Source organism: Sphingopyxis sp. H050 (genome assembly GCF_001468265.1).
Classification (GTDB): domain Bacteria; phylum Pseudomonadota; class Alphaproteobacteria; order Sphingomonadales; family Sphingomonadaceae; genus Sphingopyxis.
Genome location: NZ_LNRZ01000002.1, coordinates 447,783 through 472,464, shown reverse-complemented (window position 1 = coordinate 472,464; position 24,682 = coordinate 447,783). Strand labels below are relative to the sequence as shown.

The window sequence follows — 24,682 nt, the reverse complement described above, 5'->3', positions numbered from 1 at the left end:
GTCATGGCCGCGGAAGAAAGTGACGAGCGACTGGCCGAACTGCTCGCCACAGCGGCGGGCCTGATGCTGCTCGACCTTCAGGCATCGGGGAAATTTGTCGGCAAGTCGTTGGGACAGGCCGGCGACGCGCGCGCCAACGCGATGCTGATGCACGAACTGCGCGCGGCGCGTCCCGACGACGCGATCCTGTCCGAAGAAGAGAAGGACAATGTCGTCCGCTGCGACAACAGGCGCGCTTGGATCGTCGATCCGCTCGACGGTACGCGCGAGTATAGCGAGGGCCGCAGCGACTGGGCGGTGCACGTCGCGCTCGCGATCCAGGGCGTGCCGAAGGTCGGCGCGGTGGCGTTACCCGGCTTGGGGCTAACCTTGACCTCAGGGTCCCCGAAGCCGCTCGAGCCTGCAAATGTCCCCCTCAAAATGCTGGTCAGCCGCACCCGACCCGCCGCCGAAGCCGTTTATGTAGCCGAGAAGCTGGGCGCCGAACTGCTCGAGATGGGCTCGGCAGGCGCCAAGGCGATGGCGGTCGTGCGCGGCGAGGCCGACATCTACCTTCATACCGGCGGGCAATATGAGTGGGACAATTGCGCACCGGCAGCGGTGGCCGTCGCGGCAGGTCTGCACGTCAGCCGCGTCAACGGCTCGCCGCTCGTCTATAATTGCGCAGACCCCTATCTGCCTGACCTGCTGATCTGTCGGAAAGAACTGGCCGAAGAGGTGCTGCGCCTCGCTGCGGAATATTCGCCGGGCTGATCTGCCGGGCATTGCCAGCACAGCCGGCGCGCCCTAATTCGGTTGCATCCAAAAACCGAACAACGGGAGATGCGCGATGACCGATTTGCCCACCACCAACACCGTCATGATGACGCTCGTGAAGCCCGAGGGGCAGCTCGAGGTCTATTTCGAGCGCCGCCCGATGCCAGAGCCCAAGCCGCACGAGGTGCTGGTGAAGGTGCTCGCGACGCCGATCAATCCCTCGGATCTCGGCCTGCTGTTCGGCGGGGCGGACATGTCGACCGCGCGGGCGGGGGAACGCGACGGCCTGCCGATGATCTCCGCCGACGTGCCGCCAGCAGGCATGCGCGCGATGGGCGGCCGCATCGGCGATGCGCTGGCGATCGGCAACGAGGGGTGCGGCGTGGTAGTGAAAGCTGGCGACTCGCCGGAAGCGCAAGCGCTGGTCGGCAAGACCGTCGCGCTGCTGGGCGGCGAGATGTACGCCGAATATCGCTGCCTTCCCGTTCAGATGACGATGCCTCTGCCTGACGGCACCGACCCGGTCGACGGGGCCTCCTGCTTCGTCAATCCGCTGACCAGCCTGGCCTTCACCGAAACGATGCGGATGGAGAACCACAGCGCGATCGTCCACACCGCCGCGGCATCGAACCTCGGCCAGATGCTCGTCAAGATTTGCGCGAAGGACGGGATTCCGCTCGTCAATATCGTGCGCAGCGACGAGCAGGTCGCCATACTGAAGGGCATCGGCGCGCAGCATGTCGTCAACAGCGGCGCCGACGATTTCATGGATCGCCTCGTCGATGCGATCGCCGAGACCGGCGCCACGATCGGCTTCGACGCGACCGGCGGTGGCAAGCTGGCGGGGCAGATATTGACCGCGATGGAAGCTGCGGCGGTGCGGAAGATGACGACCTACAGCCGCTATGGTTCGGATACGTTCAAGCAGGTCTATATCTATGGCGCGCTCGACCTGTCGCCGACCACCTTCTCGGCGCGCAGCTTCGGCTTGACCTGGGGGCTGGGCGGTTTCCTGCTGACGCCCTTTATGGCCAAGGCGGGCATGGAAACGGTGGGCCAGATGCGCAAGCGCGTGGTCGACGAGCTAACGACGACGTTCAAGAGCCACTACAGCCACGAAATCTCGCTGACGGAGGCGCTGAACGTTGATGTCGCGCATGCGTACAATGCGAAGCGCACGGGCGAGAAATATCTGATCAAGCCGCACGGGTAGGGAAGGTTACGCCCGGTTGCGACCGGAAGCTGCCTAACCTACCGCCGTTCGCATCGAGCGAAGTCGAGATGCCCCTCGGCGTGGCGCGAGGTTGATGGGTGTCTCGACTTCGCTCGACACGAACGGAAAAGGGAGGTGACCGCTAACGACCGGAAGTTGCCGTCGCCCCCGCGAAGGCGGGGGCCGCTGGAGCCGTTGCGCAAGGCCGACTGCGGCCCCCGCCTTCGCGGGGGCGACGGACTATTTTAACTTCTGCTTCCCACCCCAAAGCCGAACCGCCTGAAAATAGGCGTTCCCTCTATTATCCGGCTGGGTCAGCCTTTATCCGGCTCTTTCATCTGGTGGATGACCGGAGTTGCGCTCCAGCTTGCGGTCGCGGCGTGCGCGATGCGTTCGGCAATCCTCCCGCCCCAAATCGGGCGATGCACTGCGCTGAACTTTCCTGAACTTTGAAGATCCGGGCCGCGATGACCCCGTTGAATCTGCCAATATAAAGCCGACATCCCGAGGAGTCGGCCGCTAGCGCTTCATGCACTGACGCAGATCGTCGCGCTTATACTCGCCGCAGTTCCACAGCGCCTTTTCGAACCCCGCCTTGTCGTCGCGCAGGTAAGAGAAGCTCATTGCGGATCGCTGCATGTCGCTCATCGCGTCGCTGTCGGGTTTCAGCGTCGGGTTGGTCCAGCCCATGAACTTGCAATAGGGCTTTTCGCCGCACAGGCGCAGGGCGGTCGTCACGAAGCTTTCGGGCGCCGCCTTGCGGTCGAGCGCGACATAGATGGTGTCGCGGCCTGCGCGCTCGCCTGCCCCCGCCACCACCTTGGTTTCGACCGCAGCATTGGCGTCGACGCCCGCGACTGCCGTCACCGGCAGCGTTCCGACGGCTAGCGCATGCGCATGGGACAGCGCCGCCATCTTCGCGATGCCGACATCGTTGCCCGAGACCGCGCCGCGAAAAGCGCCCGGCGTTCCCCAAAAGCCCGGCCAGCGAAAAAACAGGTGCGTATCGACGATCGCGATCTTCTCGAGGCTGTCGCTCCAATAGGGGCGCACCCAGTCCGTGTGGTAGTGCGTCGCCAAGCCTACGCGCGAATAGACGGTGCCCGACAACATCATCTCCGCGTTGGCCTGCGCGCGCGCCCACGCGTCATCGGAATAGCGGCGGCTCAGCGCGCCGTCGCAGGTAAAGGTAAACTGGCAACCGGTCGTACGTTCCGAACCCTGGAACACGACGCCGCAGATCGACTTGGGGAAGGCGGGATGACGCGCGCGGTTGATCACGACCTGGCCGACCGCCTGCTGGCCCTTCGCATCGTCGCCGGCCTCATAGAGCATCGCCGCGGCAAGGCAGTCGCGCGCGCGGGCGCGCCCGTCGCCACTGCCGGCATAGACGAACGGCCGTGCCGCAACGAAACCTTTGGTAACGAGCGGGATCTCGGCATTCTGAGCCTTGGCGTCGGCTTCGGTGACTGGCGCCAGTTCCATCGGCGCCACCTCGGGAACGACGTCGGCGGGCGGAGCAACCGGGTGCGGCCGCACGCCATGCTTGCCTGCGCCCGTGTGGTTGCTCGCATAGAGCACGGCGACGATCGCCGCGACGGTCAACAGGACGAACAGCCAGCCCGTCCAGTCGCGCCGCAGCGGCATCGCCTGTTCGCCTGCAAGGGGCATTATGGGGATCAGATTTCGGGGAGGAAATCGGGAACCGACAAATAGCGCTCGCCGGTGTCATAGTTGAAGCCGAGAACGCGACTGCCTTGGGGCAGCTCGGCGATCTTTTGTGCGATGGCGGCAAGCGTCGCGCCCGACGAGATACCGACGAGCATGCCTTCTTCGGTCGCGGCGCGGCGCGCGAAATCCTTCGCGGCGGCGGCATCGACCTTGATCACGCCGTCGAGCAGGTCGGTATGCAGGTTGCGCGGGATGAAGCCGGCGCCGATGCCTTGGATGGGATGCGGGGAGGGCTGGCCGCCCGAAATGACCGGCGAGGCTTCGGGCTCGACCGCGAACACCTTCAGGTTCGGCCAATGTGCTTTAAGGAACTGCGCGGTGCCGGTGATATGGCCGCCGGTGCCGACGCCGGTAATCAGGACGTCGATCGGGGTGTCCTTGAAGTCGGCGAGGATTTCGGGGCCGGTCGTGCGGACATGAACGTCGATGTTCGCCTCATTCTCGAACTGCTGGGGCATCCACGCGCCGGGGGTCGTCTCGACCAGTTCGATGGCGCGCTCGATCGCGCCCTTCATGCCTTTTTCGCGCGGCGTCAGGTCGAAGGTCGCGCCATAGGCCAGCATGAGCCGGCGGCGTTCGAGCGACATGCTCTCGGGCATGACGAGGACGAGCTTGTAGCCCTTGACTGCTGCGGCCATCGCGAGCCCGATGCCGGTGTTCCCCGACGTCGGCTCGACGATGGTGCCGCCTTGTTTCAGGCTGCCGTCGCGTTCGGCCGCCTCGATCATCGCAAGTCCGATCCGATCCTTGATCGACCCACCGGGATTGCTGCGCTCCGATTTCACCCAGACTTCGGCGTCGGGGAACAGCTTGGCCACGCGGATGTGCGGCGTGTTCCCAATGGTATCGAGGATGGAATTGGCTTTCATGGTCGCTGTGCTCTTTCTTTATATTCGAACCGCGGGTCGAGGCGGACGCGGTTCGGCCAGTCTCCGGCGCGCAGCCACTGGGTCTCGTCAGCCAGGGCGGGCAGCGGCGCGGGTTGTAACGAGGCGAGCAGATACTGTCCATAAGGCCAGTCGCCGATCCCCGAGTCGGCATTGATGTGCCCGAACGGCCCGGCATTGACGAAGCGCGCATCCCATTGCCGCGACAGGCGCCAGACATGCGCGGTCTTGGCATAGGGATCGTTGTCGCTTGCGACGACCACCATCGGCGTCCGCGAGGTGAAGCCTGGCGTGTCGCCAAAACCATAGACCCGGTTTTCGTGCCGCAGACGCGACAATTCGGGTGGCGCGACCAGCAGGGCGCCGGCGATGCGTGTGCGCGTGACCGCGCTGGCGGCGGCAAACCAGTGGGCGAACGCATGGCAGCCGAGGCTGTGCGCCGCGATCAGCACGGGCTCGGGCTGGTCTTCGATCGCCTCGCCGATACGCTTGACCCATTCGTCCTTGTCGGGGTTCGACCAGCGGCCGAGTTCGACTCGCTCGCAGTCGGCGAATTTATGCTCCCACAAGCTTTGCCAATGGGTGGGGCCGCTGTTGTGCAAGCCCGGAATCGTCAGGATTTTGTGGCGTATCGTTGCATTGGACATCGGAGGTTCTCCATCGAAGAGGGGGAGGGGAACCGCGGTGACGGGTGCAACAGAGATAACTCAACTAATTTAGTTGGCAATGACTTTGTGGCGAAAGGAAGGCAGTTTGCGACGAGTTGATTTTGGTTTTTTGCTGACCGCGGAAATGCGTCAGTCGGCCTGTTTGAACTGCGGCTCGAAGGTCTTGGCGCGGCGAAGTTCGGGGAAGAGCCATGCCCAGAGCGCCGTGACGCCGACCGCTGCCGCGCCGCCGATCACCACGGCGGGAACCGGGCCGAGCGCGGCGGCCATCGCGCCCGCGCGCATCTCGCCCAGCTCATTCGAGGCCGAGATTGCAAGCCCCGATGCGGCGCTGACGCGCCCCCGCATATGGTCGGGCGTGTTGAGCTGGATCAGCGTGCCGCGCACGAACACCGAGAACATATCCGCCGCCCCCAGCAGGGCGAGCATCGCGAGCGACAGCGCCAGATTCTGGGACAGCCCGAAGGCGACCGTGGCGACGCCGAACACGACCACCGCCCAAAGCATCTTTACGCCGACGTTGCGCTCGATCGGACGGATCGCAAGGCCCAGCGCAACGATCGCTGCGCCGAGCGCGGGCGCCGCGCGAAGCAGACCGAGACCTTCTGAGCCGACATGCAATATGTCGCGGGCATAGACGGGCAGCATCGCGGTCGCGCCCGACAGGATCACCGCGAACAGGTCGAGCGTGATGGTGCCCAGCAGGAAGCGCTCGACCCAGACGAACTTCATCCCGTCGGCCATTTCGCGAAGGGGATGTCTCCGGACCTCGGCGGGCGGCGGCAGGACAGGGCGGACGCGGCTGATCATGAACGCCGACAGCGCGAGCAGGACCACCGCAAAGATGTAGACCGACGTCGGATGGGCAGCGTAAATCAATCCGCCCGCCGCCGGGCCGATCACCGAGGCCGACTGCCACGCGATGCTGCTCATCGCGATGGCGCGCGGCAGCACAGCCGGGGGAACGATGTTCGGCGCGATCGCGCTCATCGCCGGTCCCGAAAAGACGCGAGCGACACCATGCAGCGCGGCAAGACCGAACAGCAGGGGCAGCGTCAGCCCGCCGCTATGGGTAAACCAGCCGAGCGTGGCAGCGATGACGATGTCGATCAGGTTCGAAAAGATCGCGACGCTGCGCCGCTCGAAACGGTCGGCGGCCCAGCCTGCGACGGGGGTCAATACCGCGAGCGGAACGAACTGGAAGAGGCCCAGCAGCCCGAGCTGGAACGACGCCTCCTTGATCGACATTCCGTAATCGGTGCGCGCGGTGTCATACAGCTGGTAGCCGATGACCACGACCATCGCGATCGTTGCCATCACCGCGGTGAAACGCGCGATCCAGTAATAGCGATAGTCGGCGAAGCTGAGCGGGGAAGGGGCTTTGGGTGTCGCGTCCGGCATTACCGGTTCGTCGCCATCGGGAGGGAGGATCGTCGCCATGGCCATCCGCCCTACTGGGCATTTCGCCTCTGTCCAGAGCGCATGCCTATGCCGTTCGTCGATTATCGGATGTCATCGACGGGATGGAGTGGCAGAAACTCGAGATCGATTGAGGGAGATCATCGAATGACACGTAAATTTGCCCGCTTCGGCGGCGCAGCGATGGCCGCGACGCTGCTCGTCCTGTCGGCCTGCAACGCTTCCGACAACAAGTCCGTATCGGCGTCGGGCGCGAGAGACTGGACCGAGTTCCGCGACAATTTCCTGAAGGGCTATTTCCCGCTCAATCCGAATTTCGCGGTGTATCAGGGCAAGCATGAATTCGATGGTCAGCTTCCGGACTGGTCGCCGGAGGGCATCGAGAAGCAGGCCGCCTTCCTCGAAAAGGCGATCGCCGACGCGAAAGCGTTCGATGGGCAGATGACCGACGCCGAGAAGTTCGAGCGCGACTATCTGGTCCATGTCGCACAGGGCCAGTTCTTTTTCCTTCGCGACACCGATTTCGCACAGAAGAACCCGGCCTTTTATGTCGGCGCGCTCGACCCCAATGTCTATATCGCGCGACCCTATGCGGATGCGACGACGCGAATGAGGGCGTTCATCGCCTACGCGCAAAAGGTTCCTGCGGCCGCCGAGCAGATCAAGGCGAATCTCAAGCTCCCGCTGCCCGCGACCTTCGTCAAATATGGCACCGCGGGCTTTGGCGGCTTTGCCGACTATTACACCGGCGATGCGAAAAAGGCCTTCGCCGAGGTCAAGGACGCGGAACTGCAGAAGCAGTTCGACGAAGCAGCCGCCAAGGCCAGCGCGGCGATGAAGGACCTTGCCGCCTATGTCGGCTCGAAGCCCGGCACGCCGGACGGATATGCCTTGGGAGCCGACAAGTTCGCGAAAATGATTTTGACGAACGAAGCCGTCGACACCCCGCTCGACGAGCTCGAACGGATCGGCCAGGCCGACCTGAAGCGTAACCAGGACGCGTTGAAGTCGGCATGCGCGACCTATGCCGCCGGCATGACGATCGCCGACTGCATGAAAAAGATGAACGCGGACAAGCCCGCCGACGGTCCGGTCGCCGAAGCGCGCCGCCAGCTTCCCATGCTCCGCGCCTTCCTGGTCGAAAAGGATCTCGTGACGATTCCCGGCACCGAACAGGCGCAGGTCGAGGAATCGCCCCCATATAACCGGCAGAACAGCGCCTATATCGACATTCCCGGGCCGTATGAGAAGGGCCTGCCGTCGGTCTATTATATCTCACCGCCGGATCCGACCTGGGACAAGCAGACCCAGAATGATTTCGTGCCGGGACGCAAGGATCTGATGTTCACTTCGGTCCATGAAGTGTGGCCGGGCCACTTCCTCAATTTCCTCCATTCGAACCGCGCGGAGAGCATCTTCGGCAAGCTGTTCGTCGGCTATGCCTTCGCCGAAGGATGGGCGCATTATACCGAGGAAATGATGTGGGATGCGGGGCTGGGCGACGGCGATCCCGAAACGCATATCGGACAGCTGTCGAACGCGTTGCTGCGCGACTGCCGCTATCTCTCGGCAATCGGGCTGCACACAAAGGGCATGACCGTCGCGGACTCGGAAAAGCTGTTCAAGGAGCAATGCTATCAGGATGAGGGCAATGCGCGGCAGCAGGCGGCGCGCGGCACTTATGATCCGCTCTATCTCAACTACACGATGGGCAAGCTGATGATCCGCAAGCTCCGCGAAGATTGGACCAAGGGCGACAAGACCAAGTGGAAGGCCTTCCACGACGAGTTCCTGTCCTACGGCGGTCCGCCGATCCCGATGGTGCGTGCGGCGATGATGAAGGAAGACACGCCGAAGGCTGTGTTTTGAGACGATGGATTTACCCTCTCCCCTTCAGGGGAGAGGGTTGGGATGTTTCGGCGGGTGCTTGCGATCGGCACCGCGACGGCGGCAGGGCCTCGCCAAGGATTGATGCCACCTCGCGCTGCACCGCCTGTCGCGCCGGTCAGCCTGAAGGCGCGCGCAACCGCGCCACGAAGAAGCCGTCCAGACCCCCCGCATCGCTCAACATGCCGGGGAGTGTGCGGATATAGCCGCTCTCGTCGGGCAGTATCCCGGCGGGAAGCTCGTCGGCGCGCACGCGGTCGATCGACCAGCCCATATGGGTGTCGAGGAAAGCACTAATCCGGTCCTCGCCCTCGGCGCGTTCGAGCGAGCAGGTTGCGTAAATGAGCGTTCCCCCCGGCTTTAGCCAGTCGGCGGCGCGATCGAGCAATTCACGTTGCAAGTCCGCCATCTCCGCGATCTGGCGCGGCTCGATCCGGTGCAGCACATCGGGATGGCGACGGAGAATGCCCGTTGCCGAACAAGGCGCGTCGAGCAGGATCGCATCGACCTGGGCATCGGGAGCCCATGTTCGGACGTCACCCTGCAGGACCTGGGCCGAAAGCCCCGTGCGCGCCAGATTGTCGGACAGTCGCGCGAGCCGCTTCGCGCTCGCATCGACGGCGACGACCTTCCAGCCCGCTGCCGCAAGCTGCATCGTCTTGCCCCCGGGGGCAGCGCAAAGATCGAGGATCGTGCGCCCTTCGCCAGAGCCTAGCAGGCGCGCGGGAAGGCTGGCCGCGAGATCCTGGACCCACCAGCCGCCTTCGCGAAAGCCCGGCATCGCCTCGACCGCCTGGCCGCGCGGCAAGCGGCGATGACGCGGTGCGAGTGCGAGCGCTTCGGCCCATTGCCCCGCATCGGGTTCCGAAGCGAAGCTGAGGTCCATGGGAGGCGGCGCGCTCCACGAAATTGCTGCTTTGGCGACGATGTCGTCGCCCCATTGATCCGCCCAGCGTTCGGCGACAGCCTCCGGAAGGTTGGCGGCGTCGGGAAGCTGCCACTCCTCCTGTTGCGCGCGCGACAGGATGGCGTGCACCAACCGCCGCGGTCCCCCGTCGACGAGCGGCAGCGCGGTTGCGACCACGGCGTGCGGTGGCGTCTTCAGCACCAGAAGCTGCGCCAGCGCGATCCGCAGCACGGCGCGCGACTTTACATCCTCGGGCAGGCGCTGCGCCGTGGCGCCGTCGATCAGCGCGTCGATATCGCCCATCCACCGCAGCGTCTCCGTCACGATCGCAATCGCAAAGGCGCGGTCGGCGGTCGCGAGCCCCTGCGTCGCGGCATGCGCCGCGATGTCGAGCGGGTCGCCGCGGCGCAGCACGGCGTCGATCAGGCGCAGCGCCGCGCGGCGGAGCGGCGTGCCCGGAGGGTCAGCCTCGGCGGGTCCGCGGCCGCGGCGGAGACGGCGGTCAGCCATGGGAGAGCTTGGCGTAGGGCAAAGGACGTCCTATGTTGGCCGGGTCATGGCCGATGGAAACGAAACGAACGATATGGGCGGGACGCCGCGCGCGACCAAACGCCCGGCGCATGTCAAGCCGCCGTCCGGCTGGACGAACAGCCCGCTGCCCGCGCCAAAGCCTATCCGCGAGGACAAAGCCGAAGACCAGCCCGGCGGGCGCAACCCAGTGCGCTATGGCGATTGGGAACTCAAAGGTATCGCGATCGATTTCTGACCCCCTCAAAAGGGGTTCATCCGCGAAGTCAGGCGATCGCGATCGACAAACTGGTGCTTGAGCGCCGCCAAAATGTGTAGGGCAACCAAGGCCAGCATCGTGATCCCCAGCGTTTCGTGCCGGTCGTGCAGCACGTCGGCGACCTCCCTGTCCGGCGTGACGATCGACGGGATGGTGAACAGCCCGAAGAAGTCGATCGGACGATCGGCCGCCGACATCCAGACCCAGCCCGACAGCGGGAGCAGGATCAGCAGCGCGTAGAAGAGGAAATGGACGAGCCCGCTCGCCCAGCGTTCCCATGTCTTCACGCTTGGCGGACGCGGCGGCGGCTTGTGCGTGAGGCGCCACAGGATGCGCAGCACGGTCAGCGCAAGGATCGTCATGCCAAGCGACTTGTGAACGCCCATAGCGGCGCGATGCGCCTCGCGCGGCAGATCCTCGGTCAGCATCGCGAGGCCGATATTGGCGATCACCGCAAGGCCGATCAGCCAATGGAGCCAAATGGCCACTCTCGTATAACGCGGAGCTGCGGTTGTTCCGTCATCTGCAAAAGCGGCCATAGGCTATTCCTTACCGCGTGGGCAGTTCCACGACCTGCGGCACCTTGCCCAAACGAACCTGTTCGGCAAAGATTTCGCGCATCAGCTGCAACGAAAAGAGATGCGCGAAGATCAGCCCGAGGATGCCGTTCTGCGTCATCTTGCGGAGCACGTCGCCGCGCAGTTCGCGCAGTTTGTTCTCGTCGATCATCTGGAAACCGCGATAGACGAACGGCTTGTCGCTGCCTTCGGGCTGGATGGCGACTTCGCCTTCCATCAGCAGGTCGGCCTTTTTCAGTTCCTCGATGAAGAAGCCGGTGCGCTGCCCCGCTTCCTCGAAATTCTTGCAGAATTCAAGGACATTGTTGACGGGTTCTGTCGGCTGTCCGTCCTTGAAGAGTGCATCGCCTTCGTCGAACTTGCCGATCGCGTCCGACGTTGGGTCAAAGCACAGCGACAGGTCTTCGCTCTGCGGGTTCAGGCGCGCGAGCAGGAAGGGATAGCGGCGGATATAGGCCGGGACATAGACCGGATTTTTGAGCTTGCCCTCGTCATCGACGAAGGTGTTCACGCCCTCGTTGAGACCCATCAGCGCCAGCGGAACCGGGTTGTCGCCCGCCGAAAACACGATCGGGTAATGACGGCAGGCCGAGACGAACTCGTCCGACGTCAGCGGAACGGCGTGCTGGTTAACGAGGAACGTGGCGCTGTCGAGTGCGCGGGCATGAAAATCGGCGTGATCGATGCTCGAAAGCGGGACCAGTTCCTTGTAAAAAAGCGGCAGGTCGTTGTTGGGCGCAGTGGCCATGATTGAACTCCGGAACAAATGCCCCCGAAACCATCGGGGGCAAAAAAAGCTGATGGGGCGCCTTATTGACCCGCGCGGCGCGGCGCAAGGGGCGATGGCACGATCCGCCGGGGCAATCAGTCGATCAGCTTGCCGGGATTGAACAGCCCGAGCGGATCGAGCCCCGCCTTGATTGCGCGCAGCGCCGCGAGGCGGGCGGGGCTGTCCAACTCGGCCAAAATGTCGCGCTTCATCTGGCCGATCCCATGCTCGGCCGAAATCGAGCCGCCAAGTTCGATGACATGGGCATAGACAAGGCGGCTTGCCGCGGCGCCATGCGCAGCCAGCCATGCGGCGCCATCGGTGTCGGCGGGCGGTTGGACATGATGATGGATGTTGCCGTCGCCGAGATGGCCGAACGACAACGCCCGGATACCGGGAAAGACGCCGGCGAGCCGCGCGGGACTTTCGGCAATGAAGCGCGGCATCAGTTCGACCGGGACGCTGACGTCGTGCTGCAACGCGGGGCCTTCGGCGCGCTCGGCTTCGGATATCGCGTCGCGAATGCGCCAGAAGTCTTCGCTCTCGCGTTCGCTCTGGGCGAGCGCGACATCGCGGACCAGTCCGGAATCGAGGGCGGCCGAGAGCTCGGCTTCGATCAGGGCGCCAAGTTCGTCGCGGTCGTCGCCGGCGAGTTCGACCAGCGCATACCAGGCTTGCGGTTCGGCGAGGGGGTGGCGGGTTTGCGGAATATGACGGAGGACCGCCGCGACGCAGCTGTGCGGGATGATTTCGAAGCCTTCGAGCGCCCCTCCCAGCGCGGCGTCGAGCCGGCGCAGCAGGACTAGCGCGTCGTCGGGCGAGGCGAGGCCCACCCATGCGGTCTGGCGCGCGGCGTTGGCGGGGACGAGCCGCAGGCTGGCGGCCGTCACGACCCCGAGCGTACCCTCGGCGCCGCATAGAAGGTGCCGGAGGTCGTAACCGCGATTGTCCTTCTTGAGCGGCGCAAGGCCGTCAAAGATGCTGCCGTCGGGCAGCACCGCCTCGACCCCCGCCACCAGCGTGCGCATCGTTCCGTGGCGGAGCACCTGCGTCCCACCGGCGTTGGTCGAGACGAGGCCGCCGATGGTCGCAGATCCCTTGCCGCCCAGCGTCAGCGGGAACCGCAGGCCCTCGGCCAGGGCCGTATTGTGGAAGTTTTCGAGGATGACGCCGGCTTCGGCCACAGCGATCCGTGCATCCCGATCGATCGACCGCACGCGGTTCATGCGGCGAAGGCTCAGCAACAGCTGGCTCCCCGACGCATCGGGCGTCGCACCCCCGACCATGCCGCTGTTGCCGCCCTGCGGCACCAGCGCGACCCGCTCGCCGGCGCAAAGTCGCACGATCGCGGAGACCTCTTCGGTGGTAGAAGGCGACAGCATCGCCGGGGCGGCGCCATGATATTTGCCGCGCCAATCGGTCAGCCATGGCGCCATGATTTCGGCGTCGGTGGTGAAGCCCTTCGGACCCAAGAGATCTGCGAGGGCTTGAAGCAGGGCGGGTGAGGGCGGGCTGGTCATGCCGGTTGCTCGTCCAAAAACATCGACCGCTGGTGCGAAGAGGGTCGACAGCAATTCATTTGATGTTCAATCATCGGCGCTAAAGCGAGCCTTGGACGAAGCATGATCGTTCGTCCAGCGTCGATGCGGGAGCCACAGGTGCATATCATCCTCGACCAGGGTGCCGAAGGGACGGCAGCACGGCTGTGCTGACGATCGCCGCCCTGTGGATGATGGCCGCGGCGCCCGCGGCCGATGCGCCGATGGCGCCGGCGCGCCCCGACATACTCATGCCAGTGTCGATGCCCGAACCCGATGCGCCTACCTCGTTCTGGCAGGTCGTGATCGAGCAGCAGCTGATTATTCGCGTGCCCGCGCAGCGGTCGTCGCTCAACAACTTTGGCGCCGCACCCATCGGCGAGATGCGCGTGCGACAGGTGCCGATGAAGTGGAAGGAAAAGAAAGCGCCGAAATGCGTCGCCATGCGCAATATCCTGGGCATGCAGGCGGCGCAGCGGGACAGCATCGACATCATCACCCGGCAAAAGCAGCGCCTCCGCGCCCAGCTCAACCGCGGTTGCCGCGCGCTCGATTTCTACGCCGGTTTCTACATGCAGGGCAGCAAGGACGGCCAGCTTTGCGAGGATCGCGACCAGATCCACGCCCGCACGGGCGCCAAATGCGAGATCGACAAGTTCCGCCTGCTCGTCGCCGTGCCGCGCGACGACGATTAATCGCGGCATTTCGTCGCCTTTTCTTGACTTTTCATCGCGTCTTCCCGTAGGGGCCGCGCAGCGTTGGCTGGCGTGGGACGTCGCGCTGTCATCTTTTCCGGACATATTGACCTTATGAAATTTGCCGACCTCGGCCTTTCCGACGAACTTCTGCGCGCGATCGACGAATCGGGCTACAGCGAAGCGACCCCGATTCAGGCGGGCGCCATCCCATCTGTCTTGATGATGCGCGACATGATCGGCATTGCCCAGACGGGGACGGGCAAAACCGCTTCCTTCGTGCTGCCGATGATCGACATCTTGGCGCATGGCCGTGCCCGCGCGCTGATGCCGCGCTCGCTGATCCTCGAGCCGACGCGCGAACTCGCCGCGCAGGTCGCCGAAAATTTCGAGAAATACGGCAAATATCACAAGCTCTCGATGGCGCTGCTGATCGGCGGCGTGCAGATGGGCGACCAGGTCAAGGCGCTCGAAAAGGGCGTCGACGTGCTGATCGCGACGCCGGGCCGCCTGATGGACCTGTTCGAACGCGGCAAGATTTTGCTCACCGGCTGCAACCTGCTCGTCATCGACGAAGCCGACCGCATGCTCGACATGGGCTTCATCCCCGACATCGAGAATATCTGCACCAAGCTGCCTGCGAATCGGCAGACCTTGCTGTTCTCGGCGACGATGCCGCCGCCGATCAAGAAGCTGGCCGACAAATTCCTGTCGAACCCGAAGACGATCGAAGTGGCGCGCCCGGCGAGCCGCAACGAGAATATCGAGCAGTTCCTGGTCAAAACCAGCGAGCGCGGCAAGCGCGACACGCTCCGCGGCCTCATAGAAGCCGAAAAGGTCCACACCGCGATCGTCTTCTGCAACCGCAAGACGACGGTGCGCGAACTGGCCAAAGCGCTGCAGCGCGACGGTTACAAGGCCGGCGAAATCCAGGGCGACATGGACCAGTCGAGCCGGACCGCAGAACTCGACCGCTTCAAGACCGGCGTCATCAACATTCTCGTCGCCTCGGACGTTGCGGCTAGAGGCCTGGACGTGAAGGGCGTCAGCCACGTCTTCAACTTCGACGCGCCCTGGCACCCCGACGATTATGTCCACCGCATCGGCCGCACGGGGCGCGCTGGCGCCAAGGGACGGGCGTTCACGCTCGTCACGCCGTCGGATGACGAGGCCGTCGACAATATCCAGAAGCTGACCGGCTACAAGATTCCGGTCCATGACGCCGCTGCGGCCGAAGGGCAGGCCAAACCCGAGCGCGAGAGCGAAGAACGCGAACCGCGCCGCGGCCGCCCGGAACGCGGCGAGCGCCGACCGGCAAAAGCCGATAAGGAACCGGCACGCGCCGAAGAGAAGCGCGCGGCGCCGAAGAAGGGTTCGGGCCGCAAGTCCGCGCCGGCGTCGCGGCACGATGACGACGGTCCCGACGACGGCTGGAATGGCCCGATGCCGGGCTTTCTTTCGGTGGGTTTCGGTAGCGAATGAAGCTGCCCGGCGTCAAAGCCGGACGAGCATTTTCCCGATATTGTCGCCCGAGAAAAGGCCGAGAAACGCTGCAGGGGTCGCCTCGATGCCGGTCTTCACCGTTTCGCGGATCGACACCGCGCCGCTTGCGATTAGACCGCCCATGTCAGCATAGAATTCGTCCATGCACTGGATGAACTGGTCGGTGTAGATGAAGCCTTCCATGCGGATGCGCGCCGGGATCGATCGGATGATATACTTCATCTCTTGCGGCTTGCCCTCGTTGTAGACGTCGATCATGCCGCAGATCGCGAAACGCGCAAAATCATTGGCGACCGCGAACGCCGCGTCGAGATGCTCGCCGCCGACATTGTCGAAATAGACGTCGATGCCGGGCTTGCCGATTGCCTCCAGGGCGGCCGCTAGCTGAGGCAAGACCGGGCCCGCCTTATAGTCGATAACCGCATCGGCGCCGAGATCGCCGACCCACGCGCATTTCTCTGCGCCGCCCGCCGAACCGATCACCGTCATCTCGCGCGCCTTGGCGATCTGCACGACCGCCGAACCGACCGCGCCGGCAGCCGCCGACACGAAGACGGTATCGCCAGGCTTGGCTGCCGCCACGCGCAGCAGGCCGATCCATGCCGTACCGCCCGTGAGCCCCATATTGTGGAGGAAGGTCTGCGGCGACATGCCGCTGGCAATCAGGTCTGCCGGCAGTTTGTTCGGCATCATGTCAAGGCCGATGATCCCGCCCTCGCGCCAGCCGCCCATGTGAAGGATCAAATCGCCGGGCGCGAAGCCGTCGATCCTGCTTTCGAGCACCTCGCCGATCGCGCCGCCCGTCATCGGCTGGTCGATCTGGAAACTCGCGGCATAGCTTTTCGCGTCGTTCATCCGCCCGCGCATATAGGGATCGACCGACAGCCAGAGATTGCGAACGCGCAGTTGGTCGGCTTCGAGCGGGCCTTCGGGAAGCTCGCGCAGCGCGAAATTGTCGATCGTCGGTAGTCCCAGCGGACGGCTGGTCAGATGCCATGCCTTGGCCATAGTCGCCACACCCCCTTTTTGCCGGTCGCAGCGGCGAAGGTCAGAAAAGCCGTTGCCACTGTCATTCTGTGCCGTTAAGAGCCGCCCGGTCGCGGGGCCGTAGCTCAGATGGGAGAGCGCTGCAATCGCACTGCAGAGGTCAGGGGTTCGATTCCCCTCGGCTCCACCAGCGACCTTTCTCCACCGAAATTCTTTACGATTCGCTATAATTGTCGATGGCGGAAAAGATGCGCGTCAGCTGCTCGCGCTCGTCGGAGTCGATGTCGGGACGCCAGATTTCGAACAGCATCACCGTGCGGTCGCTCGTGCCGCGGTTCCAGGCTTCATGCTCGAAACTGTCGTCGAAGATTGTCAGTTCGCCCTCGCGCCACTGGCGCGTTTCCGCGCCAACGCGAAGGCCGCAACCTTCCGGAACGATCAGCGGCAAGTGGCAGATCAGGCGCGTATTCAGCATGCCGTGATGCGGCTGGATATGCGTTCCGGGCTTCAACCGTGAAAAAAGGGCGAGGGGCGAGCGGGCGGGGATGATCGGCTGCGGCGCCAATGCAAGCGCCGCCAGCGCATTCGGGCATAGCGCCTCGACACCCTCGACTATGGCGCCGTCCTTCCACAGCCAGGCCGCCCCCCAATCGGGTTTGTCGAGCAGCGGGTTGTTCGGCGGCGGGCGGTTGGAGCTGGTTGTCACATAGGGACCGAAGCGGTCGGCTGCGGTCTCGACAAGGGCCTGCAGCTCGGCGCGGATCGCATCGGTCGCCGCTTCGAGTTCAGGCACCCAGTCGAAGTCGGCGCGGTCGAAGAAGGGCCGCTGCACGAGGCCGGGGAAATAGAACATATTCGGTTGCTGCACATACAGTGGCTGCTCGCCCATCAGCATGCGCAGCGCCTCGGCGACCCGCGGCGTCGCATTGCGGGCATCGATCCCGCTGCTGCGAAGCTGGGACACCAGATGGTCGGCGTAGGCGCGCTCGGTGGCGACCAGATAGTGTTCGGCGCGGCGAAGCTCGGGATGCAGCGCGGCGGGAACGGAGGGGGCGTTGGCGGCGGTGCCGAGCGCGAGGCGGTAAAAGCTGCTCGCCGCGCGCGCGTCGCCCAACCGCCGCTTCAGCTCCGCCATCGCAAGGATCGCTGCGATGTTCGAGCGATCGGCGCGGATCGCAGTTTCGATTGCCGCGGTCTCGGCGGCGATATCACCGCGCTGGTGGGCGTCGCGTGCCTGGTCCAGCCATGTCGTCTGCTGCATCATCGGCTATGCCATACCGCAGCACCGAACCTTTGCAAGCGACGCCCGGCCGTGCGTCAGCCCACGGGCGGGGCGGCGTCGGTCGCCCCGGGCTTCTCCCGCATCTGCCGGCGCACGGCGACCATGAAGCGGCTGCGCCAGATCGCCACGATCAGCGCCGCAAGGATACCCCATGGCAGCAGGACCGCCGCCAGCGTCAGGATGAAGGAAAGTGCGGTGCTGCCGCTCTTCATCAGGGTCTCGCCGGCGTCGGCGAACGGATTCTCGTGACCGATGCCGGGAAGGCCGCCATCACTGACATAGTTGAACGCGACGCTGGTCCACGCGATACGCGCTTCGCCGGCGCGGCGGCTCTGGCGCTCGTCGCCGACCTGGCCGCGCAGCTGGCCGATCTGAGACAGGATTTCGGCGCGCTCACCCTTGCTGAGCCCGCCGGCCTTCAGCCGCTCTTCGAGGCGCGCGATTTCGGTTTCGGACCCGGCGCTGCGCTGCTGCGAGGCGAGGATTTCGGCGCCGACGTCTTCACCCGCGACGCTTGCGTCGGCGAGGACGCCTTCGGCCTTTTCGACGCTCTCGATCGCGCCGGCGCCGAACCGGCGGGCGATGCTGGGCTCCAGCTTGAACTGCGTTTGCGCCTCGACGAGTTTCTCGTCGCTGAGCTGGTAGCGGACATCGACGATGCGGCATCGCTTCACGCCTAGCGACTCGCACGCGGCCGCATGTTTTCCCTGAACCTTCGCTATGCGATTGTCGGCGAGGCGGAAGGTGTAGGCGTAGTCGAAGGCGACGCCCGGGGCCGCTTCCGTGCCGATCCTGGGAGTCGCGGCGGCGTCGGCAGAAGCGCCTTCTTCTGCGACGCTTTCGGCGGCGGGGGCCTCGTTCGATGCTGCGTCATCGGCGGGCTGTTGAGAGCAGCCGACCAGGGCGAGCGCCATCGCGCCCGCTAAGAGCTTATTTCGCATGCAGATTCTCCCAAAACGCGACTCGTTGGTCGCGGGAGACGGCATATCATAACTGATCTAGTTGACAATAGATTTCACGCGGCGCGTACGAAACCGTCGAGCACCTTCTTGCTGCCCGCCTGATCGAATTCGACGTCGAGCTTGTTCCCGTCGATATCGACGATCTCGCCATAGCCGAACTTCTCGTGAAACACGCGCATCCCTATCGCGAGATCGGAGCGCGGTTTGGCGCCAACCGAGGCGGCGGGACCTCGCTCGGACGGGGCAGGCGCCCGCGTCACTGTCGACGACGCTGCGACCGCCCGCTGCCACGCTGGCCCGCGCGTCATCGTGCGAGAGGGTTGACGCTCGGCGACATGCGCGAAGGGATCGCCCTGCGCAGCCCAGTTCGCACGCCACAGGCTCTGGCCGCCGCCGAAGCTGTTCTCGCTGTCGACATGCTCGGGCGGTATTTCGGCGATGAAGCGGCTGGGGATGCTGCTCATCCACTGGCCATAGATGCGGCGGTTGGCGGCATGATAGATGCTCGCCCGCTGGCGGGCGCGGGTGATCGCGACATAAGCGAGGCGGCGCTCCTCCTCCAGGCTGGCGGTGCCGCCCTCGTCCATCGACCGCTGCGACGGAAAGACGCCGTCCTCCCAGCCCGCGAGGAAGACATGGTCGAACTCCAGCCCCTTGGCGGCGTGGATGGTCATGATCGTGACCGTTTCGGTCTGGTCGTCGTTGTCGCGGTCCATGACGAGGCTGACATGCTCGAGGAAGGCTTCGAGCGACTCATATTCCTCCATCGCGCGCACGAGTTCGGACAGATTTTCGAGCCGGCCCGCGGCCTCTGCGCTGCGATCGGCCTGCAGCATCGCGGTATAGCCCGATTCATCGAGGATCAGCTGGGTCAGTTCGGGATGCGAAAGCTCGTTCGCCTTTCCCTGCCAGCTGCGCATCTGTGCGATGAAGTTTGCAAGCTGGCGGCGCGCCTGCGGCGTCAGCTCGTCGGTCTCGGTGATCCGCGATGCGGCATGGAATAGCGGCGCGCGCTCGATCCGTGCGAACTGGTGGATGCGCGCCAGCGCCTTGTCGCCGAGCCCGCGTTTCGGAACGTTGACGATCCGCTCGAACGCCAGATCATCGGCCGATGATTGGACGAGCCGCAGATAGGCGAGGGCATCCCGGATTTCGGCGCGTTCGTAGAAGCGGAAGCCGCCGACGATCCGGTACGGCATGCCGATCGCGATGAAGCGATCCTCGAACTCGCGCGTCTGGAACTGCGCACGGACCAGGATGGCGGTGCGATCGAGGCTGACCTTGCGATGCTGGAGCGTCTCCAGCTCTTCACCGATCCGCCTTGCTTCCTCGGGCCCATCCCATACGCCCACGACGCGGACCTTGTCGCCCGCATCAAGGTCGGTCCACAACGTCTTGCCGAGCCGGTCACTGTTCTGCGCGATCAGCGCCGAGGCGGCGGCGAGGATTTGCGGCGTCGAGCGGTAGTTCTGTTCGAGGCGGATCACCGTCGCGCCGGGGAAATCCTTTTCGAAGCGCAGGATGTTCGCGACCTCGGCGCCGCGCCATGAATAGATCGACTGGTCGTCGTCGCCGACGCAGCAGATATTCTTGCGCGCCTGCGCGAGCAGTCGCAGCCACAGATATTGGCTGGCGTTGGTGTCCTGATACTCGTCGACGAGGATATATTTGAAGCGCTGCTGATACTGCTCCAGCACGTCGCGGTGTGTCTTCAGGATGACGAGCATGTGCAGCAGAAGATCGCCGAAGTCGCAAGCGTTGAGCGTTTTGAGCCGCGCCTGATAGAGCGCATAGAAATGCTGACCCTTGCCGTCGGCATAGGATTCCTTGTCCGCGGCATCGAGATCGGCAGGCGTCAGGCTGCGGTTCTTCCACTTGTCGATAAGGCCGGCGAGTTGCCGCGCGGGCCAGCGTTTCTCGTCCAGTCCTTCGGCCTGTATAAGCTGTTTGAGGACGCGCAGCTGGTCGTCGGTGTCAAGGATGGTGAAATTGCTTTGCAAGCCGACAAGTTCGGCGTGGCGGCGGAGCATCTTCGCCGCGATGCTGTGGAAGGTGCCAAGCCAGGGCATGCCCTCGACCGCGTCGCCGATCATCCGACCGATGCGCTCGCGCATCTCGCGCGCAGCCTTGTTGGTGAAGGTGACGGCCAGGATTTCGGACGGCCACGCGCGCCGCGTCGCGATGATATGCGCTAGTCGCGCCGTCAACGCCGCGGTCTTGCCCGTACCGGCGCCGGCCAGCATCAGCACGGGTCCTTCGGTCGTCAGCACGGCTTGGCGCTGCGGGCCGTTCAGACCTTGAAGGTAGGGCGGATCGGACGGGTCGGGGCGGGTCAGATCGGACGTCGAGGCGGGGAGGTCGGTCACGCGCGAACGATTAGGGAACAGCGGCGGCGCTGTCCAGTGCGGGGAGGCTCAGCCCAGCGCGTTGCGGAGCGCCGCGAAGTCGATGGACGCTCCCGTGCGCTCCAACTCGTCGACGGTCGCAAGCGCCATGGCCCGATAGGCGGGCAGTAGCTCGGGGCAGTCGGCCGCGAGCGAGGCAACATGGCTCGCGACTGTCCGCGCATCGCCGCGCAGCAGCGGGCCCGACAACGCATAGAACCCGCGATCGAGGCTGTTTTCCAGTGCCGCGCGGACCAGCGAAGCGATCAATGCTGCCGGATCGTTGACGCCGGCTTGGGTCAACGCGCGCGAGGCTCCGGCAAGCAGCGTCACAAGGTGGTTCGATGCGTGGCAGAGGGCGGCGTGGTAAAGTGTGCGCTGCGCCTCTTCGATTTCGACCGCCATGCCGTCCAGCATCGTGACGATGCGCCGCGCCTGCGCGGTTGCTTCGATTGATGAGCCTGTGATCGCAAATCGCGCCTCGGTCATTCGCGCCACTTCGCGCTCGGGATGTCCCGTAAATGTCATCGCCGGATGAATCGCCGCCGTCAGCGCGCCATGCGACCGGAGCGGTTCGAGAATCGCTGCGCCGCTGCGTCCGCTGACATGAAAAACGAAGGGCGCGCCACCTGCCATTACCATCGGCGCCAGTTCGTCGATGACCCCGGCGATCGCATCGTCGGACACCGCAATCGCGATGACATCGCAATCGACCGCAATCCGGTGGATCGATACCGCAACCTCGCTCCCGGTCGCGGCGGACGCCGCGCCCAGCTTCTCGAGCGACCGCCCCCACATCAGCGGCGGCTCGACCGAATGCCTGGCAAGCCCGAGCGCAAGTGCCTGAGCGACGCGCCCAGCCCCGATGATGCCGAGTTGCTGTATGCGAATGCCTTCCATCACCCCGAGCTTAGCGCGAGCCGTGACTCTTCGCCAATGTGATACGTCTTGCACAGCAGTGGCAAAGGCGCTCAAAGCGCGCCGACAAACAAGGGGAGGGGCATCGTCCGTGGATCTGGCACCCTATCGTGCAAACCGGCGCATCCTGACCGCGAGCCTCGTCGGCACCGCGGTCGAATTCTACGATTTCTATATCTACGGCACCGCTGCAGCCCTGGTGTTCGGGCCGCTTTTCTTTCCGTCCGAGTCGCCGTCCGCGCAGCTGATGCTGAGCTTCATGAGCTTCGGTCTCGCCTTCTTCGCGCGGCCCGTCGGGGCGATCGTGTTCGGCCATTATGGTGATCGCATCGGGCGCAAGTCGACGCTCGTCGCCTCGCTGATGCTGATGGGGGCATCGACCCTGCTGATCGCCTTTCTGCCGACCTATGCGATGGTCGGCTGGCTCGCGCCGCTCCTCCTCTGCATCCTGCGCTTCGGACAGGGCTTCGGGCTGGGCGGCGAGTGGGGCGGGGCGGCGCTGCTCGCAGTCGAAAATGCTCCGCCGGGATGGAAATCGCGCTTCGGCATGTTTCCGCAACTCGGCGCACCGGTTGGCTTCATCGCGGCGAACGGGCTTTTCCTGCTGCTCGGGCTTGGGCTCAGCGATCAGGCCTTCGCGAGTTGGGGCTGGCGCATCCCCTTCCTGTTTTCGGCGTTGCTCGTCGGCCTGGGCCTGTGGGTGCGCCTCAAGATCGGCGAGACGCCCGATTTCAGGGAAGCGCTGGAGACGCAAGCGCCGGTCGGCGTGCCGCTCGGCGAGCTCCTTCGCCATCATCTGCTGCCGACATTGGCGGGCACCTTCGCGGTTGTCGCCTGCTTCGCGATCTTCTACCTCGCAACCAGTTTCGCGCTGGCGCATGGAACGACGACGCTGGGCTATCCCAAAGAGCAATTCCTGCTCATCCAGCTCGGCGCGATTCTGTTCATGGCGGGAGGAATCATATTCGCGGGCTATGTTAGCGACGCAACGAGCGCGCATCGCGTGCTGACCTGGGGCTGCGGCGCGACCATCCTCGTCGGTTTCCTGTTCGGACCGGCCTTGGCCTCGGGGAGCTGGCTTCTCATCTTCCTCGGCCTCGCGGCCGCCCTGTTCGTGATGGGCCTGGTCTATGGCCCGCTCGGTAGCTGGCTGACCGGCTTGTTCCCCGTGCACGTCCGCTACACCGGCGCGTCTGTCACCTTCAATGCGGGCGGCATATTGGGCGGTGCGATGGCGCCGATCATCGCGCAGGCGCTCGCCGACAGCGGCGGGACGGCGTTGGTCGGGCTGTATCTGGCGCTGGCAGGGATCCTTAGTTGGCTCGGTTTGCTGATGGTACGCCAACACCCCAATCGCGTATAATTAGCCCAAAGAAAGCTAGGCTGGGCGCAGCAACGTCACCTTGGCTTTGCCGACCTTGCGTTCGGCGTGAGCCTCAAAGCCCGCGACTTCGACGATTTCCTTCTCCGACGTCTCGATCGAAATCCAGCTGTCGGTGCCGACCCAGCCCAAGCGATTGAGCTTGTCGAGCGCAACGCTGCCCGCGCCGGTGTTGTAGGGCGCGTCGAACAGCAGCAGGTCGAACGTGCGTCGCGCGGGACCAAGGCCCAGTACCGATCCGGCCCGAACATCTGCCCGTTCCGTGGCATCAAGCGTCGCAAGATTTCTCCGGAGCGCATCGATCGCTTCGCGATCCTGCTCGCCGAACAGGCAATGCGCCGCGCCGCGCGAGAGCGCCTCGATTCCAAGCGCGCCCGAACCGGCGAACAGGTCGGCGACATGCAAGCCTTCAAAGCTGCCTACCCGGCTCGCGAGCATCGAGAAAAGCGTCTCGCGCGTCCGGTCCGCGGTGGGACGCGTCGCGTCGTTCTTCGGCGCGAGCAGCTTGCGGCCCCGCCATTCGCCAGCAATGACTCGCATCAGCCGAGATGCCGGCGGAATTTGAACAACTCGTCGCGCGGGACGACCTCGGCCGCGCCCATTTCGAGCCCGGCAAGTGTAAACTCTCCATAGCGGGTGCGGATCAGCCGGCTGACCTGCAGGCCCAGATGTTCGAGCACGCGGCGGACTTCGCGATTCTTGCCCTCGGTCAGCGTCATCTCGATCCACTGATTGCGCCCGGTGCGGCGTTCGAGGTTCGCGTCGATCTTGCCATAGCGGATGCCGTCGATCTCGATCCCCATCACCAGCTCCTCAAGCTGCTCCTGGCTGACGTCTCCGAACGCGCGTGCGCGATAGGTGCGCTCGACGCCGCTTGCGGGCAGTTCCAGCTGACGCTTGAATTCGCCGTCGTTGGTGAGGAGCAGCAGGCCCTCGGTATTATAATCGAGGCGACCGACTGGCATCAGCCGCGGCAGGCCCTTCGGCAAGATGTCGTAGATCGTCTTGCGGCCCTTCGGGTCACGCGCCGCGGTCAGACAACCCGCGGGCTTGTGAAAGCGGTAGAGGCGCGTCGACACCGGCTTGGCCACGGGATTGCCATCGACGGTCAGCCCGTCGAGCGATGTAAGCAGCGGCGCGGGCTGGGACAGAACCTCGCCATTGAGCGCGATGCGGCCCTCCTCGATCATCCGTTCGACATCGCGCCTCGACCCGACCCCGGCGCGGGCGAGCAGTTTTGCGATACGCTGCGGCCCGTCCTCATGCTCGGGCTCGGCCTTCAATTTGCGCGGTGGCACGTCGGCGCGCGCGGCGCGGCGCCCGCGCGGTGCATCGGGTTTGGCGCCGGAGCGAGGCGTGGGGCGGGGCGGACGGCGCGTCGTCATGGGAACGGATGTGGCTTTCTTGTCGTTTTGGGAGACAAAAGTGTT

At 64.8% G+C, this 24,682-nt stretch carries 22 protein-coding genes and 1 tRNA gene; 8 read left to right on the top strand and 15 right to left on the bottom strand.

The features are described from left to right. The first annotated feature begins 3 nt into the window (after positions 1–3). Positions 4–753 (top strand): 3'(2'),5'-bisphosphate nucleotidase CysQ, encoded by a 750-nt coding sequence (locus ATE67_RS05385; RefSeq protein ID WP_058815584.1) that lies wholly within the window; start codon positions 4–6, stop codon positions 751–753. A gap of 76 nt (positions 754–829) precedes the next feature. After that, positions 830–1,969, top strand: coding sequence for a zinc-binding dehydrogenase (locus ATE67_RS05380; RefSeq protein WP_058815583.1), 1,140 nt, complete (start codon positions 830–832; stop codon positions 1,967–1,969). 519 nt (positions 1,970–2,488) lie between these two features. Here the strand turns inward: ATE67_RS05380 and ATE67_RS05375 are convergent. The 4 genes from ATE67_RS05375 to ATE67_RS05360 all read right to left on the bottom strand — a co-directional run bounded on the left by ATE67_RS05375 (position 2,489) and on the right by ATE67_RS05360 (position 6,695). After that, entirely contained in the window at positions 2,489–3,640 is a 1,152-nt protein-coding gene (locus ATE67_RS05375) for a cell wall hydrolase (RefSeq protein ID WP_058815582.1), read from the bottom strand. A gap of 8 nt (positions 3,641–3,648) precedes the next feature. Further along, positions 3,649–4,569: a cysteine synthase A gene (cysK, locus tag ATE67_RS05370; protein ID WP_058815581.1), complete on the bottom strand. Its 921-nt coding sequence runs from the start codon at positions 4,567–4,569 to the stop codon at positions 3,649–3,651. Next, positions 4,566–5,234, bottom strand: a complete 669-nt coding sequence (locus ATE67_RS05365; protein ID WP_058815580.1) for an RBBP9/YdeN family alpha/beta hydrolase — start codon at positions 5,232–5,234, stop codon at positions 4,566–4,568. Before ATE67_RS05365 ends, cysK begins: the two co-directional genes overlap by 4 nt. A 150-nt stretch (positions 5,235–5,384) precedes the next feature. Next, a complete protein-coding gene (locus ATE67_RS05360) occupies positions 5,385–6,695 on the bottom strand; it encodes an MFS transporter (protein ID WP_082660232.1) in 1,311 nt (436 codons plus the stop codon). A 126-nt stretch (positions 6,696–6,821) separates the two neighbouring features. Between ATE67_RS05360 and ATE67_RS05355 the strand changes: the two genes are divergently transcribed. Beyond that, positions 6,822–8,543, top strand: coding sequence for a DUF885 domain-containing protein (locus ATE67_RS05355; protein WP_156416915.1), 1,722 nt, complete (start codon positions 6,822–6,824; stop codon positions 8,541–8,543). 136 nt (positions 8,544–8,679) lie between these two features. On the opposite strand, the gene ATE67_RS05350 is transcribed toward ATE67_RS05355, so the two are convergent. After that, complete coding sequence (locus tag ATE67_RS05350; RefSeq protein ID WP_058815579.1) at positions 8,680–9,978, bottom strand: RsmB/NOP family class I SAM-dependent RNA methyltransferase; 1,299 nt, start codon at positions 9,976–9,978, stop codon at positions 8,680–8,682. 46 nt (positions 9,979–10,024) lie between these two features. Here ATE67_RS05350 and ATE67_RS05345 point away from each other — a divergent pair, with 46 nt between their 5' ends. Further along, a complete protein-coding gene (locus ATE67_RS05345; protein ID WP_058815578.1) occupies positions 10,025–10,234 on the top strand; it encodes a DUF1674 domain-containing protein in 210 nt (69 codons plus the stop codon). A 5-nt stretch (positions 10,235–10,239) separates the two neighbouring features. On the opposite strand, the gene ATE67_RS05340 is transcribed toward ATE67_RS05345, so the two are convergent. The 3 genes from ATE67_RS05340 to ATE67_RS05330 all read right to left on the bottom strand — a co-directional run bounded on the left by ATE67_RS05340 (position 10,240) and on the right by ATE67_RS05330 (position 13,122). Next, entirely contained in the window at positions 10,240–10,743 is a 504-nt protein-coding gene (locus ATE67_RS05340) for a cytochrome b (protein WP_231728056.1), read from the bottom strand. Between the two features lie 61 nt (positions 10,744–10,804). Beyond that, complete coding sequence (locus tag ATE67_RS05335; RefSeq protein WP_058815576.1) at positions 10,805–11,581, bottom strand: SapC family protein; 777 nt, start codon at positions 11,579–11,581, stop codon at positions 10,805–10,807. Positions 11,582–11,697: 116 nt separating this feature from the next. Further along, entirely contained in the window at positions 11,698–13,122 is a 1,425-nt protein-coding gene (locus ATE67_RS05330; protein WP_058815575.1) for an FAD-binding oxidoreductase, read from the bottom strand. Between the two features lie 185 nt (positions 13,123–13,307). Between ATE67_RS05330 and ATE67_RS05325 the strand changes: the two genes are divergently transcribed. Both ATE67_RS05325 and ATE67_RS05320 read left to right on the top strand, forming a co-directional pair. Continuing rightward, positions 13,308–13,835, top strand: a complete 528-nt coding sequence (locus ATE67_RS05325) for a hypothetical protein (protein WP_058815574.1) — start codon at positions 13,308–13,310, stop codon at positions 13,833–13,835. A 114-nt stretch (positions 13,836–13,949) separates the two neighbouring features. Further along, positions 13,950–15,317 carry a DEAD/DEAH box helicase gene (locus ATE67_RS05320; protein WP_058815573.1) on the top strand — a complete coding sequence of 456 codons (1,368 nt, stop codon included), beginning with the start codon at positions 13,950–13,952 and terminating at the stop codon, positions 15,315–15,317. 12 nt (positions 15,318–15,329) lie between these two features. On the opposite strand, the gene ATE67_RS05315 is transcribed toward ATE67_RS05320, so the two are convergent. After that, positions 15,330–16,346, bottom strand: a complete 1,017-nt coding sequence (locus ATE67_RS05315) for an NADP-dependent oxidoreductase (protein WP_058815572.1) — start codon at positions 16,344–16,346, stop codon at positions 15,330–15,332. 93 nt (positions 16,347–16,439) lie between these two features. Here ATE67_RS05315 and ATE67_RS05310 point away from each other — a divergent pair. Then, positions 16,440–16,515, top strand: a tRNA-Ala gene (locus ATE67_RS05310). A gap of 24 nt (positions 16,516–16,539) precedes the next feature. Here ATE67_RS05310 and ATE67_RS05305 read toward each other — a convergent pair. From ATE67_RS05305 to ATE67_RS05290, 4 genes are all read right to left on the bottom strand, one after another. Continuing rightward, positions 16,540–17,589 carry an aspartyl/asparaginyl beta-hydroxylase domain-containing protein gene (locus ATE67_RS05305; RefSeq protein ID WP_058815571.1) on the bottom strand — a complete coding sequence of 350 codons (1,050 nt, stop codon included), beginning with the start codon at positions 17,587–17,589 and terminating at the stop codon, positions 16,540–16,542. A 53-nt stretch (positions 17,590–17,642) separates the two neighbouring features. Next, entirely contained in the window at positions 17,643–18,548 is a 906-nt protein-coding gene (locus ATE67_RS05300; RefSeq protein ID WP_082660212.1) for a DUF4349 domain-containing protein, read from the bottom strand. A gap of 74 nt (positions 18,549–18,622) precedes the next feature. Beyond that, positions 18,623–20,935, bottom strand: coding sequence for an ATP-dependent helicase (locus ATE67_RS05295; protein ID WP_231728055.1), 2,313 nt, complete (start codon positions 20,933–20,935; stop codon positions 18,623–18,625). A gap of 48 nt (positions 20,936–20,983) precedes the next feature. After that, positions 20,984–21,853 (bottom strand): Rossmann-like and DUF2520 domain-containing protein, encoded by an 870-nt coding sequence (locus ATE67_RS05290; protein WP_058815569.1) that lies wholly within the window; start codon positions 21,851–21,853, stop codon positions 20,984–20,986. Between the two features lie 115 nt (positions 21,854–21,968). On the opposite strand from ATE67_RS05290, the gene ATE67_RS05285 reads away from it, so the two are divergent. Next, positions 21,969–23,234 carry an MFS transporter gene (locus ATE67_RS05285; RefSeq protein WP_058815856.1) on the top strand — a complete coding sequence of 422 codons (1,266 nt, stop codon included), beginning with the start codon at positions 21,969–21,971 and terminating at the stop codon, positions 23,232–23,234. A gap of 15 nt (positions 23,235–23,249) precedes the next feature. On the opposite strand, the gene rsmD is transcribed toward ATE67_RS05285, so the two are convergent. Both rsmD and ATE67_RS05275 read right to left on the bottom strand, forming a co-directional pair. After that, positions 23,250–23,792 carry a 16S rRNA (guanine(966)-N(2))-methyltransferase RsmD gene (rsmD, locus tag ATE67_RS05280; RefSeq protein WP_058815568.1) on the bottom strand — a complete coding sequence of 181 codons (543 nt, stop codon included), beginning with the start codon at positions 23,790–23,792 and terminating at the stop codon, positions 23,250–23,252. After that, positions 23,792–24,637, bottom strand: coding sequence for a pseudouridine synthase (locus ATE67_RS05275; RefSeq protein WP_058815567.1), 846 nt, complete (start codon positions 24,635–24,637; stop codon positions 23,792–23,794). The genes rsmD and ATE67_RS05275 overlap by 1 nt, the downstream gene beginning before the upstream one ends. Positions 24,638–24,682 lie beyond the last annotated feature (45 nt).

What these genes read in the sequence shown, in the direction of transcription:
- ATE67_RS05385 (WP_058815584.1), top strand. Translation starts at nt 4, where the DNA reads ATGGCCGCGGAAGAAAGTGACGAGCGACTGGCCGAACTGCTCGCCACA.
- ATE67_RS05380 (WP_058815583.1), top strand. Translation starts at nt 830, where the DNA reads ATGACCGATTTGCCCACCACCAACACCGTCATGATGACGCTCGTGAAG.
- ATE67_RS05375 (WP_058815582.1), bottom strand. Translation starts at nt 3,640, where the DNA reads ATGCCCCTTGCAGGCGAACAGGCGATGCCGCTGCGGCGCGACTGGACG.
- cysK (WP_058815581.1), bottom strand. Translation starts at nt 4,569, where the DNA reads ATGAAAGCCAATTCCATCCTCGATACCATTGGGAACACGCCGCACATC.
- ATE67_RS05365 (WP_058815580.1), bottom strand. Translation starts at nt 5,234, where the DNA reads ATGTCCAATGCAACGATACGCCACAAAATCCTGACGATTCCGGGCTTG.
- ATE67_RS05360 (WP_082660232.1), bottom strand. Translation starts at nt 6,695, where the DNA reads ATGGCGACGATCCTCCCTCCCGATGGCGACGAACCGGTAATGCCGGAC.
- ATE67_RS05355 (WP_156416915.1), top strand. Translation starts at nt 6,822, where the DNA reads ATGACACGTAAATTTGCCCGCTTCGGCGGCGCAGCGATGGCCGCGACG.
- ATE67_RS05350 (WP_058815579.1), bottom strand. Translation starts at nt 9,978, where the DNA reads ATGGCTGACCGCCGTCTCCGCCGCGGCCGCGGACCCGCCGAGGCTGAC.
- ATE67_RS05345 (WP_058815578.1), top strand. Translation starts at nt 10,025, where the DNA reads ATGGCCGATGGAAACGAAACGAACGATATGGGCGGGACGCCGCGCGCG.
- ATE67_RS05335 (WP_058815576.1), bottom strand. Translation starts at nt 11,581, where the DNA reads ATGGCCACTGCGCCCAACAACGACCTGCCGCTTTTTTACAAGGAACTG.
- ATE67_RS05330 (WP_058815575.1), bottom strand. Translation starts at nt 13,122, where the DNA reads ATGACCAGCCCGCCCTCACCCGCCCTGCTTCAAGCCCTCGCAGATCTC.
- ATE67_RS05320 (WP_058815573.1), top strand. Translation starts at nt 13,950, where the DNA reads ATGAAATTTGCCGACCTCGGCCTTTCCGACGAACTTCTGCGCGCGATC.
- ATE67_RS05315 (WP_058815572.1), bottom strand. Translation starts at nt 16,346, where the DNA reads ATGGCCAAGGCATGGCATCTGACCAGCCGTCCGCTGGGACTACCGACG.
- ATE67_RS05305 (WP_058815571.1), bottom strand. Translation starts at nt 17,589, where the DNA reads ATGATGCAGCAGACGACATGGCTGGACCAGGCACGCGACGCCCACCAG.
- ATE67_RS05300 (WP_082660212.1), bottom strand. Translation starts at nt 18,548, where the DNA reads ATGCGAAATAAGCTCTTAGCGGGCGCGATGGCGCTCGCCCTGGTCGGC.
- ATE67_RS05290 (WP_058815569.1), bottom strand. Translation starts at nt 21,853, where the DNA reads ATGGAAGGCATTCGCATACAGCAACTCGGCATCATCGGGGCTGGGCGC.
- rsmD (WP_058815568.1), bottom strand. Translation starts at nt 23,792, where the DNA reads ATGCGAGTCATTGCTGGCGAATGGCGGGGCCGCAAGCTGCTCGCGCCG.
- ATE67_RS05275 (WP_058815567.1), bottom strand. Translation starts at nt 24,637, where the DNA reads ATGACGACGCGCCGTCCGCCCCGCCCCACGCCTCGCTCCGGCGCCAAA.